The organism is Cupriavidus sp. U2, assembly GCF_009663685.2.
Taxonomy (GTDB): domain Bacteria; phylum Pseudomonadota; class Gammaproteobacteria; order Burkholderiales; family Burkholderiaceae; genus Cupriavidus; species Cupriavidus necator_C.
Window position 1 is genome coordinate 100,809 of sequence record NZ_RCOG02000012.1, and the last position, 14,988, is coordinate 115,796.

Sequence of the window (14,988 nt, forward strand, 5' to 3'; positions counted from 1 at the left end):
CCGCCAGTCAGCGCGGATAGACCGCGCCCAATACGCGCGGCCCCGCCGCACCCGTGACCGTCGGGACGTTTCCGGGCGCCCTGCGCACGCACTGCCGCGCCAGCCACGCAAAGGCGATGGCTTCCACCTGCGATACCGGCACCCCGAAATCCTCGGTCGTCTGCACGGCAATGCCCGGCAGCAGCTGGCCGAGCGTCGCCATCAGAGAGTCATTGCGCGCGCCGCCGCCGCAAACGATCAGGCGCCGGGCGTTGCCGGCATGCGTCCGCACGTCCTGGGCGATGGCCGTGGCCGTCAGCGCGGCCAGGGTCGCCTGAACATCGGCGGGTGCGATCTGTCGGGGCAGTCCGTTCAGCACCGCTTGCAGCCATTCGGGATGGAACAGGTCGCGCCCCGTGCTCTTGGGCGGCGGCGCGCGGAAGTAGGGCTCCGCCAGCAGGCGTGACAGCAGGTCGGCATCGACGCTGCCGCTGGCGCCCCAGGCACCGCGATCGTCGAACGGCTGGCCGCGATGCTGCTGCACCCAGTGGTCCAGCAGTGCGTTGCCGGGGCCACAGTCGAAGCCCGTCACCGGGTGGCCGGAATGGGCGGCCGGCAGGATGCTGATATTGGAGATGCCGCCGATATTGCAGACCACGCGCGTTTCATCGCGCGCGCCGAATAGCGCCGCGTGGACGGCCGGTACAAGCGGCGCGCCCTGGCCGCCGGCGGCGATGTCGCGGCTGCGGAAGTCGGCCACCACATCGATATCGGTCAGCTCGGCCAGCAGGGCCGGATGCTGGGTCTGTCGCGTGTAGCCCGTCCCGTCATACAGGCCGGGACGATGGCGGATGGTCTGACCATGTGCGCCGATGGCGGTCACGTGCCCCGGCGCGACATTTGCCAGGTGCAACAGGCTTGCCACGCACTCGGCATACACGCGCGCCAGTCCGTTGGCGGCCAGGGCCTCGCGATGGATCTCGTCGTCGCCGGGCTGCTGGAGCGCGCCGAACGCTTCGCGCAAGGCAGGCGGAAACGGCGCGTGCGCGGCGGCCAGCACCACGGGGTGCGCGCCGGAAAAATCCACCAGCACGCCGTCCGCGCCGTCCATGCTGGTGCCCGACATCAGGCCGATATAGCAATCGCTGGGCACCGGGGACATGGACATGGATCAGTTGCTGGCGGTCAGGACGTTATAGGTGCGCAGCATGTTGATGCGGCTCAGCATGGCGCTCGAATAGTTCAGGAATTCGGCGCGCGACTTGCCGGTGAGCGTCGGCGCTTCCATCAGCGTCGTCGTCAGCGGGTTCTGCGGCACATCGTTATAGCGGAATTCGTAATGCAGGTGCGGCCCGGTGGCCCAGCCCGTGGAACCCACGTAGCCGATCACCTGGCCCTGGCTCACGTGCTGGCCCTCGCGGATGCCCGCAAAGCCGGACAGGTGGGCGTAATACGTCGAATACCCCCCGGCGTGCTGCAGCACGATGATGTTGCCGTAGCCGTTCTGCTGCCCGACAAAGTCCACCGTGCCTTCGCCCGACGCCAGCACCTTGGTGCCCTGCGGCGCGGCGAAGTCCACGCCCTTGTGCTGCGCCCACTTGTGGTGGAGCGGATGGTCGCGGCCGCCGAAGCCCGACGACACGCGCGAGAACTCCACTGGCGAGCGCAGGAACGGGCGCTTCATGCTGCGGCCGTCGAACGTGTAGTAGGCACCCGGCTCGCCGTCCTGCGGCGCGTACCAGAGCGCCTGGTACAAAGTGTTGCGATTGATCAGCTCGATCGCCACCACGCGGCCATTGCGCACGAAGGCGCCGTCGCGGAAGCCGGCTTCGTAGACGATGCGGAAGCGGTCGCCGCGCGCTATGTCATGGTGGAAGTCGATCACGCCCGAGAAGATCGAGATCATCTGGCTGACCACTTCGTCGGGCACGTTGGCCGCGTCCATCGACTTGAAGAAGCCGTTGGTGTCGATGGCGCCCGACGCCATTTCGTAGTGCAGGTCGTTCTCGACCGTGGCGATGCGGGCCTTGTACGTGTAGTCGCCGCCTTCCCTGGCCGGCGCCACGCGCTCGATCACCAGTTCGCGCGAGGCCGCGGCGTCACCGCCCAGGTTGGCCTGCAGCGACACCAGCAGGTTGCTGTCGTCGATCTCGGCCTGCACGGTCTGGCCGGGATTCAGGCTGAACAGGCCCCGGGCGGTGGAATTCTTGAGGATGAAGGACTGCGCGTCCGGATCGTCCACGCCAAGGCGGCGCAGCAGCGTGGCGATGGTATCGCCGCGCTGCATGCGTTCCTGGCGCACGTAGACGTTGTTGCCGTCGACTTCGGTCAACTGTTCAAGCTGCTCGCGCACGTCGGGCATGCGCAGCGGCTGCAGCACGCGCGGCGCGAGCGGATCGTCGTAGGCGTTGCGGGGGGCAACGCCCATTGCAGCCGCCATGCCGAGCGTGAAGACCGTGCCGACGGCAACGGTCAACTGCTTGCGGCGGCGCGTATGCTGGGGATTCGTAGGGTCAACAAGGACCACCAGCTCACGCGCGAAAACTTCGCGGAGACTAGACCACATCACGTAGAATTCAAGCTTTCGGTATTGCCAGGGCCGCTGCCGCGACGATATCTCTCGTCTGCCTTCCTCCCTCGAGGTGCGGTGCGGGCGTTGTCTGATTGCCGCCTGGAGCGGCGGTTTGCCGACGGATGGCCCGTCTGGCACGAAGCGCGGATTATACCAGAACCGCTCTGGTCGTCCGTCGCAGTTTCCTTATAGATTTCAAAGACTTACGTCATGAGTGAAGTGTCCTCGGCCGCCGCGCCCAATTATCCACTTACGCCGTCGGTGATGCGCGCCCTGGAGATCACCAAGCGCGGCTGCGACGAGCTCCTGGTTGAAGGCGAGTGGCTCCAGAAGCTCGCACGCAGCGAAGCCACCGGCGTGCCGCTGCGCATCAAGCTGGGTCTGGACCCCACGGCACCCGACATCCACCTCGGGCATACCGTGGTGCTGAACAAGCTCCGCCAGCTCCAGGACCTGGGCCACCAGGTGATCTTCCTGATTGGCGACTTCACGTCGACGATTGGCGATCCGTCCGGCCGCAATTCGACCCGCCCGCCGCTCACCCGCGAGCAGATCGAGGCCAACGCCCAGACCTACTACAAGCAGGCGAGCCTGGTGCTCGATCCGGCGAAGACCGAAATCCGCTACAACAGCGAGTGGTGCGATCCGCTCGGCGCGCGCGGCATGATCCAGCTGGCAGCCAAATACACGGTGGCCCGGATGATGGAGCGCGACGACTTCACCAAACGGTTCCGGACTGGGATTCCGATTTCGGTCCATGAGTTCCTTTATCCACTCATGCAGGGCTACGATTCGGTGGCGCTGAAGTCCGATCTCGAACTTGGCGGCACGGACCAGAAGTTCAACCTGCTGGTGGGTCGCGAGCTGCAGAAGGAATATGGCCAGGAGTCGCAGTGCATCCTGACCATGCCGCTGCTGGTGGGTCTGGACGGCGTCGAGAAGATGTCGAAGTCCAAGAACAACTACATCGGCGTGACCGAAGCCCCGAACGACATGTTCGGCAAGCTGATGAGCATCTCGGACGACCTGATGTGGCAGTACTTCACGCTGCTGTCGTTCCGTCCGATGAGCGAGATCGACCTGATGAAGGAAGAAATCGCCGCGGGCCGCAACCCGCGTGACTGCAAGGTGTTGCTGGCGCAGGAAATCGTCGCGCGCTTCCACAGCCAGGCCGCTGCCGAAGCCGCGCTCGAGGCCTTCAACCACCGTGCCCGTGGCGGCATTCCCGACGACATCCCCGCCGTGACGCTGGAAGGCGCCCCGCTGGGCATCGGCCAGCTGCTCAAGCTGGCCAACCTGGTGCCATCCACGTCCGAGGCCAACCGCAATATCGAGCAGGGCGGCGTGAAGATCGATGGCGAGACCGTCAGCGACAAGGCGGTCAAGGTCGCTGCAGGCACGTATGTCGTGCAGGTGGGCAAGCGCCGTTTTGCGCGCGTGACGCTGTCCTGACGCGGCGATGATCGCCCTGATCCAGCGCGTATCGCAGGCGCGCGTGACCGTGGATGGCCGCACCACCGGCGAAATCGGCGCCGGCCTGCTGGCGCTGGTCTGCGCCGAGCGCGGCGACACCGAGGCACAGGCCGAACGGTTGCTGGCCAAGCTGCTGTCGTACCGGGTGTTTTCCGATGCCGAGGGCAAGATGAACCTGCCCGTGCAGAACATCGACGGCCAGGGCACGGCGGGCGGCTTGCTGGTGGTGTCCCAGTTCACGCTGGCCGCCGATACCAACAGCGGCACGCGCCCCAGCTTCACCCCGGCGGCGGCACCGGAAGACGGCCGCCGCCTCTATGATCATTTCGTGACCCGCGCGCGCGCCGCGCATCCGTCGGTCCAGACCGGCGAGTTCGGCGCCATGATGCAGGTCAGCCTGACCAACGATGGCCCCGTGACGTTCTGGCTGCGCGTGCCCCCGGCCGGAACTGCCTGACATATCGAAGGAGATCTTCATGAAACTCTGGAGCAAGGCTTTTGCCGACAACGCGCCGATTCCCGGCGAGTTTGCCTTCTGCGTGCCCGATGCCGCCAGCCATGTGGCGTTGTCGGCGAACCGCAACCCGGACCTGCACTGGGAAGACTTTCCGGCCGGCACCCGGTCGTTTGCGCTGATCGTCCACGACCCCGATGTGCCCAGCAAGGGCGACGACGTGAACCAGGAGGGCCGCGAGGTGCCGGCGTCGCTGCCGCGCGTGGACTTTTTCCACTGGGTGCTGGTCGATATTCCGCCCGGGCTGAGCACGATCTCGGCCGGCACGCATAGCGACGGCGTGATCGCGCGCGGCAAGCCGGGCCCCGAGGCGCTGGTGGGCACCGCCACGGCCGGCGGCCTGCGCCACGGCCTGAACGACTACACGGGCTGGTTCGCCAACGACCCTGACATGAAGGGCGACTACTTCGGCTACGACGGCCCGTGCCCGCCGTGGAACGATGCCATCGTGCACCGCTACGTGTTCACCGTGTATGCGCTCGACATCGACCGTGTGCCGGTGGAGGGCAAGTTCACCGGCGCCGACGTGCGCCGGGCGATCGACGGCCACGTGCTGGCGCAGGCCAGCTACACCGGCACCTACACGCTGAACCCGAAGCTGGTGAAGTAAGCAGGCAGTCGCCGCGCCACACACCGCCCAAATCCGTCGCCCCCAAGGAACTGGCATGTTGCAAAGTAACGGCCCGCAGTCGCTGGCCTACACCCACCTGATCGTGATCCGCCATGGCGAGACGGCCTGGAACCGCGAAAGGCGGCTGCAGGGCCAGATCGACATTCCGCTCAATGACACGGGCCGTGCCCAGGCCCGTGCGCTGGCCGAAGCGCTGACCGGCGAGCCGATCGATGCGGTGTACACCAGCGATCTGGGGCGTGCGTTCGAAACGGCCACGCCGCTGGCGCATGCGCTGGGTTTGTCCGTGCGCGCCGAGCCGCGCCTGCGCGAACGCTGCTACGGCGAGCTCGAAGGCATGACCTACGCGGAAGTGGCGGAAAAGCGGCCCGACGACTTTGCCCGCTGGCAGGCGCGCGTGCCCGACTATGCGCCACCGGCCGGTGAGTCGCTGCGTGAATTCCACGAGCGGGCGGTGGAGGTGGCGCTGTCGCTGTCGCGCCGCCATCCGGGCGAACGGATCGCGCTGGTGGCCCACGGCGGTGTGCTCGATTGCCTCTATCGCGAGGCCACCGGCATGACGCTGGAGGCGCCGCGCTCGCACGAGCTGCTGAACGCCAGCGTCAACCGGCTGCGGTGCGACAGCGCCAACCTGACGCTGCTGCAATGGGCCGATGTCAGCCATCTCGAGGCGCTGACGCTGGACGAGGTCGATCGCCGCGTACCGTGAGACGCGGCGCGCGCCGTCAGGGCCGAACGCCTACACCCGCAGCCGGAACGGCGTGAAATTGGTGTTCCGGTCGTACCAGTCCTCGTTCTCCGCCCGTTTCAGGAATCCCACCACCTTGTAGGTCACGGGGGTCATCACGACTTCCCAGCCGGTCTTCAGGATGTACTGCGCGATGGCCACCTGGATGACCTTTTCCAGCGGCCAGATGCCGTAGAACGCAATCACGTAGAACAGCGATGAATCGACGAGCTCGCCCGCCAGGGTCGAGCCGATCGTCCGCGTCCAGAGCCAGCGGCCGCCGGTCCAGAGCTTCATCTTGGCCAGGGTGTAGCTATTGGCGAAACTGCCACAGCAGAACGCGATCAGGGACCCCAGCGCAATGCGCCAGGTGTTGCCGAACACGTCTTCCAGGCTTTTCTGGTAATCGATCATGAACGGCGCCACGGGCATGCGCAGCACGACGAAGGCCATGAACGTGGCAAACGCCAGCGCGGCGAAGCCGGCCCAGACCACGCGCCGGTCGCGGCCGTAGCCGTAGACCTCGGTGAGCACGTCGCCAAAGATGTACGAGACCGGGAAGAACAGCACGCCCGCGCCGAACGTGACCGGACCGATCACCGGCAGCGTGACCTGCGCCGCCTTGGCCGCACCGATCAGGTTCGAGCACAGCAGCACCGTGACAAAGGCCACCATCACGAGGTCGTAGTAGCGATAGACACGCCCGGAATGGCCGGGGGCGGCGGTGGCGGCAAGCGGTTCTTGCATGGGTGGCATCCGGGGGCGGGCAGCGCAGGGGCGGCGTGATTCGCGCGATTATGCCAGTGGCGACGCGTGCGCGTGGCGCGCCCATGAAAAAGCCCGGCCGAAGCCGGGCGTTTCCATCCGCTGTCCCGCCTTGCCGCCCTGACAGGGCGGGGCCGGAGCCGGGCGTCAGATGTCGAGCTTGCTGATCTTCGCGCCGTTCAGCGACACATCGACCATCGCCCCGGCGTTGGTCTGGACGAAGGCAATGACAGGCTGCTGCGCCGTCACGGTATCGATGGTGCCGTTGGCGCCCACCTTGGCCAGTGCCACGCTGGCATCGGCGCCGACGGTCCAGCCCTTCGACTGCACGAACTTGTTGTACGCCTCGGGCGTCATGAACATGATGATGACCGAGCGGGACTGGCCCCCGGCGGTCAGGCCGATGGAGCCTGCAATCGTCCGGTAGTAGCCCTGCGTGACGCCCTTGCTGCGCAGCGCGCCATCGCCATACTCGCCGCCGATCACCAGGCCGCCTGACAGCACGCGCGGGAACACGAGGATGCCTTGCGCACGATTGCCCAGTTCCTGGGCGCTCTTCACCGAAGAATAGAGCCGGTTCAGCGCGCCATCGGCGCCGGCGTCGATTTCCCGGCGCTGGGCCGCGGCATCGGTGCCCGCGCTGGTGCCCGTCGTCGTGCAACCGGCAGCAAATGCTGCCGTGGCGACCAGCAGGCCCGACCCGGCGACCCGGGTGACAAACTGACGTCGATCCATTTGTTGTTCTCCTGGAGGGGAAAGGTACTGCGTCAGAGGCGATGCGGCAGGGTTGCCGGACCGGTCAGCCAGCGGTTGGTGCCTTGACCGTGATCGCCACGACTTCCTTGATCACGAACTTGGCCATCTGGCCCTTCTTGATACTGGCGAGATCGATATTCGGGTCCTGGACCTTCACGGTGCGCAGAGTCTCACGCGGGCCGCGGAACGTGACTGTGCGCTTGGCAACATCCACATTGGTGACTTGTGCGGTAATGGTGGTCGTGATTTCGCGCATGACGCCGGGCTTGCCGCCCTCGGGCGCGTGCGAGATGCGCTCGACCTGCTCCATCAGCGCGGTGTCCTTGCTGCCGATGGGCTCCAGCCCGGCCACCACGGCCGCGCCGCGCGTCAGTGTGACGATGTCGCCCTTTTTGACGTTGCCGATGTTCTTGGCTTCGTCACCGGCGATGATTTCGACCAGATTGCCGCCCGGGCCCTTGACCAGCACGGCCTTCGAGTCGGGATCGACATTGACGACCCGGCCGCTGACCACCGCTTCCTCGGCCACGCCGATGGGCGCGGGGGTCGACGGTTTCTGGGCCTGGGCGGCGCCGCCCCAGGCGAACATCAGGCAGGCGGCAATGGAAAGGGCGTGCTGGGCTCTGATTTTCATGGCTGTCCTTGTTGGCGCGCGTGCGCATTTTGTAAAAAGGATGGAGCCATTGTGGACAACTGGCCATAAGCCATCAATCCACTTCGAAAAAACTTGCAGGGGTTGCCGAAAACGTTTAATTGGCGCCCGGCCGCACGCGCAGCCGGTTGTGGCCCGGGTCAGGTGGCCGCGCGAACGGGCGGCAAGGGCGGTTGTTGCGCCGCCGCTGCAACGGGGCCGTGGTGCATGTCAGAGGAGGGTGCCGTCGCCGTCGCCGCGGTCGCTCTGCGGCGACGCCAGTCCGAAATGGCGATAGGCGGCGGCGGTGGCCACCCGGCCGCGCGGGGTCCGCTGCAGGTAGCCCTGCTGGATCATGTAGGGCTCCAGCACGTCCTCGATCGTGTCGCGGGCTTCGCCGATGGCGGCTGCCAGGTTGTCCACGCCCACCGGTCCGCCATCGAACTTGTGCAGCACGGCCTCCAGCAGCTTGCGGTCCATCAGGTCGAAGCCGACGCTGTCCACGTCGAGCATCGCCAGCGCCGCGTCGGCCAGTTCGCGCGTGATCGTGCCGTCGCTCTTGACCTCGGCGAAGTCGCGCACCCGGCGCAGCAGCCGGTTGGCGATACGCGGGGTGCCACGCGCGCGCCGTGCGATTTCGAGCGCGCCGCCTGCATCGATGGTGGCGTTGAGCAGTTGTGCCGACCGCGTGACGATGCGCGCCAGTTCGTCGGCCGTATAGAACTCCAGCCGTGCCACGATGCCGAAGCGGTCGCGCAGCGGGTTGGTCAGCATGCCGGCGCGCGTGGTGGCGCCCACCAGCGTGAACGGCTGCAGGTCGAGCTTGACCGAACGCGCGGCCGGGCCCTCGCCGATCATGATGTCGATCTGGTAGTCCTCCAGCGCCGGGTACAGGATTTCCTCCACCACGGGCGACAGGCGGTGGATTTCGTCGATGAACAGGACGTCGTGGGCTTCGAGGTTGGTCAGCAGCGCGGCCAGGTCGCCGGGCCGCTCCAGCACGGGCCCCGACGTCTGGCGCAGGTTCACACCCATTTCGCGCGCGATGATGTGGGCCAGCGTGGTCTTGCCCAGGCCCGGCGGGCCGAACAGCAGCACGTGGTCCAGCGCCTCGCGGCGCTTGCGGGCCGCGTGCATGAAGATGTCGAGCTGGCCACGCACCTTTTCCTGCCCGACGTATTCGTCAAGCAGCTTCGGGCGCAGCGCGCGTTCGAAGGCTTCTTCCTGGGTGGAGGCGGGGGTGGCGGAGATTACGCGCTCCGGCGGGCGGTCGCCGGTGAGCTTGTCGGTTTCGATCATGGCAGTGGAAGGCAATATGGCGCCATTCTACGCTGCCAGTGCGCACGCCCCGCCAGCACGCAGCGTCATCCCGCGCCGGCAGCGTTATCCCTTTGACAGCGCCTTGAGCGCGAGCTTGATGCCCTCGGACACGCCCGTGCCCGCCGGCACCTGCTTGATCGCCTGCGCGGCTTCCTTTTCCGAATACCCCAGCGCCAGCAGCGCGTTAAGCACATCGACGGCGCTGTCTGGCACGGGCGCGGCACCGGGCACATGGCCCAGGTCGGCGCCCAGCTTGCCCTTCAACTCCAGCAGCAGGCGCTCGGCGGTCTTCTTGCCAATGCCGGGGATTTTCGTCAGCCGGCCGGCTTCCTGCATGGTCACGGCCTGCGCCAGTTCCGGGACGGACAGGCCGGACAGCACGGCCAGTGCCATGCGCGCGCCGATGCCGGTGATCTTGATCAGCTCCCGGAAGGTGTTGCGCTCGGTGGCGGTGCCGAAGCCGAACAGCAGGTGGGCGTCCTCGCGGATGATCTGCTGCGTCAGCAGCACCACGGGGTGACCCGTGGCAGGCAGGTTGTAGAAGGTGCTCATCGGCACATCGATCTCGTAGCCGACGCCGTGGCAGTCGACCAGCAGATGCGGGGGATTCTTTTCAAGCAGGGTGCCGGCGATGCGTCCGATCATGATGGATGGGGTCAGGTGCGAATTCTGGCCGCAAGTGTAGCGCGGCCCTTGGGGTTACTGGCCGGCCGGCGTGGCCACGGCGCGACGCCCCAGTGCGGGGTCGTCCGTGAAGAAGCCGTCGATGCCGGCCGCCAGGAAGGCCTGCACTTCGCGCACCATGCCGTCCGGGTTGCGGGTGGCATCGTCGCCCGGCGCGCGCAGCGTCTTCGGCAGGAAGCTGTTCTCGGGACGGAACGTGTACGGATGCACCAACAGGCCGGCGGCATGGGCGTTGGCCACCAGCGGCGTAGGCGCCGCCAGCCGGCCGTGGGCGTCGCGCGGAATCACCAGGCTCTTCTCGGGGCCGATGCCGTTGGCGTAGGTGGCCACCTCGCGCAGCCCCAGCGGCATCAGCATCGACGCATAGGTGCGGCTGTCGCCCGCCAGCCGCCAGTCGGCCGGACGCTGCCGGGCGCTGCCGATCAGCTGGACGATTTTCACGTTCGGCATGGTGCTGCCCAGCAACCGCTTCATGGTCCGCAGCGGGCCCACTTCGAACGACTGCACGTAGACCGGGGCGGTCTTCGCATAGGCATTGCCCTTCAGCGTGGCGACGAGCTTTTCTTCGAGCGGCAGGCCGATGCCGCGGAAGTAGCTCGGATGCTTCAGTTCGGGATAAATGCCCACCGGGCTGCCGCGGCGGCCCGACGCCTGCGCTGCCAGCTTCAGGATTTCGTCGAAGGTGGGGATTTCGAACTGGTCATTGAGCTTGGCGTTGTAGGGCCGCAGCCTGGGGATGCGCTCGCGGGCGCGCAGCGTCTTGAGTTCAGCCAGCGTGAAGTCCTCGGTGAACCAGCCGTCGATGCGCTCGCCGTCGATGACCTTGATGCGGCGTCGCCCGGCAAACTCGGGCACCTGGGCCACGTTGGTGGTGCCGGTGATGTCGTTCTCGTGGCGCGCCACCAGCACGCCATCCTTCGTGGACACGAGGTCGGGTTCGATGATGTCGGCGCCGTCGTCGATGGCCTTCTGGTACGACGCCAGCGTGTGCTCGGGCCGCAGGGCGCTGGCGCCGCGATGACCGATGACCAGCGCCGGGGCGGCGGGCGCGGGGGCCGGGGCGGCCGGTGCGGGTGCCGTGGCCGGCGGCGTCGCGGTGGCAACCGGAGCGCGCGGCGCCGTGACGCAGCCGGCGACCAGCGTCGCCGTGGCGGCAGCCAGTGAAAATCGGAAAACGAGGGATTGCGGCATCTGGGCCGTTCCTGGGCGGGGGCTCGAACGCCGATTCTAAGCGACGCAGGCGTCAGGCCCGTCGCATGGACCGGTCAGTCGCCGGGCAGATGTGTCAGCCGATCAGGCGGCCGCGCCGCACGCGCAGCCCCTTGCGCGCCAGTTCCGGCGCCATCGTGGCCAGCGTGCCAAGGGTGTCGCCCCCGTTGGCATGGCAGATCGCCACGCCCAGCGCGTCGGCGGCATCGCTGCTGGGGCGGCCGGACAGCGCCAGCAGGCGCATCACCATCTCCTGCACCTGGTCCTTGTTGGCGCGCCCGTAACCGACCACGGCCACCTTCAGCTGCAGTGCCGTGTATTCGAACACGGGCAGGCCCTGGCCCACCAGGCCGCAGATGGCGGCGCCGCGTGCCTGGCCCAGCAGCAGGGTCGATTGCGGATTGACGTTGACGAAGACCTTCTCGATGGCCGCGCAATCGGGCGCATAGGTGCGCGCGACTTCGGCAATCCCGTCATAGAGCGTCTTCAGGCGCTGGGGCAGGCTTTCGTCGCCATTACTGCGGATCGTGCCGGAGGCCACATAGGCGAGCTTGTTGCCGTGCTTTTCGAGCACGCCGAAGCCGGTGGTCCGCAGACCGGGATCGATGCCGAGAATGCGCATGAAGCGGGGAGGGGGAAACAGATGGGCGTAGTGTACGCTGCCCACGCCTGCAATGCTGCAGGTTTGCGCCCCTCTCCCGCACAGCGGGGAGAGGGGCCGCCTACGCTTAGTGGCGGAAGTGGCGCGTGCCGGTCAGCACCATGGCGATACCGCGCTCGTCGGCGGCGGCGATCACTTCGTCATCGCGCATCGAGCCGCCCGGCTGGATCACCACGGTGGCGCCAGCGTCAACCACCACGTCCAGGCCGTCGCGGAACGGGAAGAACGCGTCCGAAGCCACGGCCGAACCGGCCAGCGTCAGGCCGGCGTTCTGGGCCTTGATGCTGGCGATGCGGGCCGAATCCACACGGCTCATCTGGCCGGCACCGACGCCCAGCGTCATGCCGTTGGCGCAGAACACGATGGCATTCGACTTCACGAACTTGGCCACGCGCCAGGCGAACATCAGGTCGTCCATTTCCTTCGGGGTCGGATGACGGCGCGTCACCACGCGCAGTTCGCCCGGCTGCACGTTGCGGGCGTCCGGGCCCTGCACCAGCAGGCCGCCGCCCACGCGCTTGAGGTCATACTGGTTGACGCCCTTGCCCAGCGGGATTTCCAGCAGGCGCACGTTCTGCTTGGCTGCAAACACGTTGCGCGCGGCGGTGCTGAACGACGGGGCGATCAGCACTTCCACGAACTGCTTGGCCACGGCCTGGGCTGCGGCCTCGTCCAGCTCGACGTTGAAGGCGATGATGCCGCCGAAGGCCGAGGTCGAATCGGTCTTGAAGGCCTTGTCGTAGGCTTCCAGCGCGTTGGCGCCGATCGCCACGCCGCACGGGTTGGCGTGCTTGATGATCACGCAGGCGGCGCCGTTGGCGGCGTCGAACGACTTCACGCATTCCCACGCGGCGTCGGCGTCGGCGATGTTGTTGTACGACAGTTCCTTGCCCTGCAACTGCACGTAGTTGGCCAGCGCGCCGTCCACGGTCTTCAGGTCGCGGTAGAACGCGGCCGACTGGTGCGGATTCTCGCCATAGCGCATTTCCTGCACCTTCTCGAAGGCCAGGTTCAGCGTCTGCGGATAGCTGCTGCGGCCCTGGTGCGACTTGTCGGTGCCGAGGCTGGTCAGGTAGTTCGTGATCGCGCCGTCGTACTGCGCGGTGTGGGCGAACACCTTGGTGGCCAGGCGGAAGTTGGTGTCGTAGCCCACGCTGTTGGCGTTGGCGCGCATTTCGTCGAGCACCACGGCGTAGTCGGCCGGATCCACGATCACGGTCACGTCGCGGTGGTTCTTGGCCGCCGAGCGCAGCATGGTCGGGCCGCCGATGTCGATGTTCTCGATGGCGTCCGGCAGCGTGCAGTCATCCTTGGCCACGGTCTGCTGGAACGGGTACAGGTTCACCACCAGCAGGTCGATCGTCGGGATGTCGTGCTCGGCCAGGGCGGCCATGTGCTCGGGCAGATCGCGGCGCGCCAGGATGCCGCCGTGCACCTTCGGGTGCAGCGTCTTGACGCGGCCGTCGAGCATTTCGGGGAAGCCGGTGTAGTCGGCAACTTCCGTGACGGGCAGGCCGGCGTCGGCCAGCAGCTTGGCGGTACCGCCGGTGGACAGCAGCGTGACGCCGAGCGCGTTCAGGTCGCGGGCGAAATCGACGATGCCGGTCTTGTCGGAAACAGAGAGAAGGGCTTGCTTGATCATGGCTTGGGGGAACGCTTCAAAGTAATCCGTGTTGCTGCAGCTTCTTGCGAAGGGTATTGCGGTTGATGCCGAGATACGCGGCCGCCAGCGACTGGTTGCGCTCCGCGCGCAACATCACGGCTTCCAGCAGCGGCCGTTCCACGGCCTCCAGCACCATGTTGTACATGTTGGACGGCTCTTCGCCGTCCAGGTCACGAAAATAGGTATCCAGGCTGTCCCGGATACATTGGTCGATAGCGTTGCGGCTCATGCGGCAAGCAGTTCCCGTTTCTTTTTGTTGTGGATGTTTTCTTCTTCGTCCGTGGCGGCGGCGGTGTCGTCGACATAGACCAGGCGATCCGAGATGGCCGCCTGCTCGTCGAAGAACGCATTGACCGCTTCCAGCTGCGCGCCCGTGGTTTCCAGCGTGTTCATGCGATGGCGGAACAGGTTCGCGCCCTTCAGCCCGCGCGTGTACCAGGCAATATGCTTGCGCGCGGTGCGCACGCCGGTGAATTCACCGTAGAACGCGTAGTGATCGGCCAGGTGATGGTTCATGATCGCCCGGATCTCGGCCACTTCGGGCGCCGGCAGCAGTTCGCCGGTCTTCAGGAAGTGCTCGATCTCGCGAAACAGCCACGGACGCCCCTGCGCGGCACGGCCGATCATGATGGCGTCGGCGCCGGTCGCTTCCAGCACCAGCTTCGCCTTCTGCGGCGACGTGATGTCGCCGTTGGCCACCACCGGAATGCGCAGCGCCGCCTTGACCGCGGCGATGGTCTCGTACTCGGCCTCGCCGTGGTACAGGTCGGCGCGGGTGCGGCCATGGATCGTCAGCATGCTGATGCCGGCGTCTTCGGCCATGCGCGCCACGCGCAGCGCATTCTTGTGCTCGCGGTCCCAGCCGGTGCGGATCTTCAGCGTGACCGGCACGCGGTCGCCCACGGCGCCCACCACGGCCTCGACGATGCGTACCACGAGCGGTTCGTTCTGCAGCAGCGCCGATCCGGCGGCCACATTGCACACCTTCTTGGCCGGGCAGCCCATGTTGATGTCGATGATCTGCGCGCCCCGGTCAACGTTGTAGCGCGCCGCCTCGGCCATCATCGACGGCTCGGCGCCGGCAATCTGCACCGAGATCGGCTCGACCTCGCCCGCGTGATTGGCGCGGCGCATGGTCTTCTCGCTCTTCCAGAGCTGCGCGTTGGACGCCACCATCTCGGACACCGCGTAACCCGCGCCCAACTGCTTGCACAGTTGCCGGAACGGCCGGTCCGTCACCCCGGCCATGGGGGCGACAAAGAGGTTGTTGCGGAGCTGGTGGGGACCGATCTGCACGGTGGCGAGGCTGGAATCTGGCTGGGAACTGGCAAAAACATGCCCCTGCCGGAACAGCTGTCGGCGTGGTCGGGGTCATGGGCGAGGCCGGGATTTTACCGCCAAAC

General features: G+C 66.9%; 16 protein-coding genes. 4 read left to right on the plus strand and 12 right to left on the minus strand.

The genetic code is table 11. From position 1 onward, the window contains the following. Window positions 1–7 precede the first annotated feature (7 nt). Entirely contained in the window at window positions 8–1,147 is a 1,140-nt protein-coding gene (locus D9X30_RS10675) for an anhydro-N-acetylmuramic acid kinase (RefSeq protein ID WP_153946558.1), read from the minus strand. Between the two features lie 3 nt (window positions 1,148–1,150). Continuing rightward, window positions 1,151–2,545, minus strand: a complete 1,395-nt coding sequence (locus D9X30_RS10680; RefSeq protein WP_153946559.1) for a M23 family metallopeptidase — start codon at window positions 2,543–2,545, stop codon at window positions 1,151–1,153. A gap of 216 nt (window positions 2,546–2,761) precedes the next feature. Here D9X30_RS10680 and tyrS point away from each other — a divergent pair, with 216 nt between their 5' ends. From tyrS to D9X30_RS10700, 4 genes are read left to right on the plus strand one after another with little or no spacing between them, the layout of a single operon-like run. Next, entirely contained in the window at window positions 2,762–4,003 is a 1,242-nt protein-coding gene (gene tyrS / locus D9X30_RS10685; RefSeq protein ID WP_153946560.1) for a tyrosine--tRNA ligase, read from the plus strand. Between the two features lie 7 nt (window positions 4,004–4,010). Continuing rightward, on the plus strand, window positions 4,011–4,481 hold the full coding sequence (gene dtd, locus D9X30_RS10690) for a D-aminoacyl-tRNA deacylase (RefSeq protein WP_066739485.1): 471 nt from the start codon (window positions 4,011–4,013) through the stop codon (window positions 4,479–4,481). Window positions 4,482–4,500: 19 nt separating this feature from the next. Continuing rightward, window positions 4,501–5,148, plus strand: coding sequence for a YbhB/YbcL family Raf kinase inhibitor-like protein (locus D9X30_RS10695; RefSeq protein WP_153946561.1), 648 nt, complete (start codon window positions 4,501–4,503; stop codon window positions 5,146–5,148). A 55-nt stretch (window positions 5,149–5,203) separates the two neighbouring features. Next, the gene (locus D9X30_RS10700) at window positions 5,204–5,878 is read left to right on the plus strand and encodes a histidine phosphatase family protein (RefSeq protein WP_153946562.1); all 675 of its coding nucleotides are present in this window, start codon (window positions 5,204–5,206) and stop codon (window positions 5,876–5,878) included. Between the two features lie 30 nt (window positions 5,879–5,908). Here D9X30_RS10700 and D9X30_RS10705 read toward each other — a convergent pair whose 3' ends face one another. The 10 genes from D9X30_RS10705 to dusB form a co-directional block, all read right to left on the minus strand. Beyond that, window positions 5,909–6,643: a queuosine precursor transporter gene (locus D9X30_RS10705; protein WP_153946563.1), complete on the minus strand. Its 735-nt coding sequence runs from the start codon at window positions 6,641–6,643 to the stop codon at window positions 5,909–5,911. Window positions 6,644–6,808: 165 nt separating this feature from the next. Further along, a complete protein-coding gene (locus D9X30_RS10710) occupies window positions 6,809–7,396 on the minus strand; it encodes a BPSL1445 family SYLF domain-containing lipoprotein (protein WP_153946564.1) in 588 nt (195 codons plus the stop codon). A 64-nt stretch (window positions 7,397–7,460) separates the two neighbouring features. Beyond that, a complete protein-coding gene (locus D9X30_RS10715; RefSeq protein ID WP_153946565.1) occupies window positions 7,461–8,051 on the minus strand; it encodes a hypothetical protein in 591 nt (196 codons plus the stop codon). 228 nt (window positions 8,052–8,279) lie between these two features. Further along, window positions 8,280–9,347 (minus strand): Holliday junction branch migration DNA helicase RuvB, encoded by a 1,068-nt coding sequence (gene ruvB / locus D9X30_RS10720; RefSeq protein ID WP_153946566.1) that lies wholly within the window; start codon window positions 9,345–9,347, stop codon window positions 8,280–8,282. Window positions 9,348–9,431: 84 nt separating this feature from the next. Then, window positions 9,432–10,013, minus strand: coding sequence for a Holliday junction branch migration protein RuvA (gene ruvA, locus D9X30_RS10725; RefSeq protein WP_153946567.1), 582 nt, complete (start codon window positions 10,011–10,013; stop codon window positions 9,432–9,434). A 54-nt stretch (window positions 10,014–10,067) separates the two neighbouring features. Further along, complete coding sequence (locus D9X30_RS10730) at window positions 10,068–11,243, minus strand: glycerophosphodiester phosphodiesterase (RefSeq protein WP_153946568.1); 1,176 nt, start codon at window positions 11,241–11,243, stop codon at window positions 10,068–10,070. A gap of 94 nt (window positions 11,244–11,337) precedes the next feature. After that, entirely contained in the window at window positions 11,338–11,883 is a 546-nt protein-coding gene (gene ruvC / locus D9X30_RS10735; protein ID WP_153946805.1) for a crossover junction endodeoxyribonuclease RuvC, read from the minus strand. 106 nt (window positions 11,884–11,989) lie between these two features. After that, window positions 11,990–13,564 carry a bifunctional phosphoribosylaminoimidazolecarboxamide formyltransferase/IMP cyclohydrolase gene (gene purH, locus D9X30_RS10740; RefSeq protein WP_153946569.1) on the minus strand — a complete coding sequence of 525 codons (1,575 nt, stop codon included), beginning with the start codon at window positions 13,562–13,564 and terminating at the stop codon, window positions 11,990–11,992. 16 nt (window positions 13,565–13,580) lie between these two features. After that, window positions 13,581–13,814 (minus strand): Fis family transcriptional regulator, encoded by a 234-nt coding sequence (locus D9X30_RS10745; protein WP_066739474.1) that lies wholly within the window; start codon window positions 13,812–13,814, stop codon window positions 13,581–13,583. After that, entirely contained in the window at window positions 13,811–14,881 is a 1,071-nt protein-coding gene (dusB, locus tag D9X30_RS10750) for a tRNA dihydrouridine synthase DusB (RefSeq protein ID WP_249640938.1), read from the minus strand. Before dusB ends, D9X30_RS10745 begins: the two co-directional genes overlap by 4 nt. Window positions 14,882–14,988 lie beyond the last annotated feature (107 nt).

What these genes read in the sequence shown, in the direction of transcription:
- D9X30_RS10675 (WP_153946558.1), bottom strand. Translation starts at nt 1,147, where the DNA reads ATGTCCATGTCCCCGGTGCCCAGCGATTGCTATATCGGCCTGATGTCG.
- D9X30_RS10680 (WP_153946559.1), bottom strand. Translation starts at nt 2,545, where the DNA reads ATGTGGTCTAGTCTCCGCGAAGTTTTCGCGCGTGAGCTGGTGGTCCTT.
- tyrS (WP_153946560.1), top strand. Translation starts at nt 2,762, where the DNA reads ATGAGTGAAGTGTCCTCGGCCGCCGCGCCCAATTATCCACTTACGCCG.
- dtd (WP_066739485.1), top strand. Translation starts at nt 4,011, where the DNA reads ATGATCGCCCTGATCCAGCGCGTATCGCAGGCGCGCGTGACCGTGGAT.
- D9X30_RS10695 (WP_153946561.1), top strand. Translation starts at nt 4,501, where the DNA reads ATGAAACTCTGGAGCAAGGCTTTTGCCGACAACGCGCCGATTCCCGGC.
- D9X30_RS10700 (WP_153946562.1), top strand. Translation starts at nt 5,204, where the DNA reads ATGTTGCAAAGTAACGGCCCGCAGTCGCTGGCCTACACCCACCTGATC.
- D9X30_RS10705 (WP_153946563.1), bottom strand. Translation starts at nt 6,643, where the DNA reads ATGCAAGAACCGCTTGCCGCCACCGCCGCCCCCGGCCATTCCGGGCGT.
- D9X30_RS10710 (WP_153946564.1), bottom strand. Translation starts at nt 7,396, where the DNA reads ATGGATCGACGTCAGTTTGTCACCCGGGTCGCCGGGTCGGGCCTGCTG.
- D9X30_RS10715 (WP_153946565.1), bottom strand. Translation starts at nt 8,051, where the DNA reads ATGAAAATCAGAGCCCAGCACGCCCTTTCCATTGCCGCCTGCCTGATG.
- ruvB (WP_153946566.1), bottom strand. Translation starts at nt 9,347, where the DNA reads ATGATCGAAACCGACAAGCTCACCGGCGACCGCCCGCCGGAGCGCGTA.
- ruvA (WP_153946567.1), bottom strand. Translation starts at nt 10,013, where the DNA reads ATGATCGGACGCATCGCCGGCACCCTGCTTGAAAAGAATCCCCCGCAT.
- D9X30_RS10730 (WP_153946568.1), bottom strand. Translation starts at nt 11,243, where the DNA reads ATGCCGCAATCCCTCGTTTTCCGATTTTCACTGGCTGCCGCCACGGCG.
- ruvC (WP_153946805.1), bottom strand. Translation starts at nt 11,883, where the DNA reads ATGCGCATTCTCGGCATCGATCCCGGTCTGCGGACCACCGGCTTCGGC.
- purH (WP_153946569.1), bottom strand. Translation starts at nt 13,564, where the DNA reads ATGATCAAGCAAGCCCTTCTCTCTGTTTCCGACAAGACCGGCATCGTC.
- D9X30_RS10745 (WP_066739474.1), bottom strand. Translation starts at nt 13,814, where the DNA reads ATGAGCCGCAACGCTATCGACCAATGTATCCGGGACAGCCTGGATACC.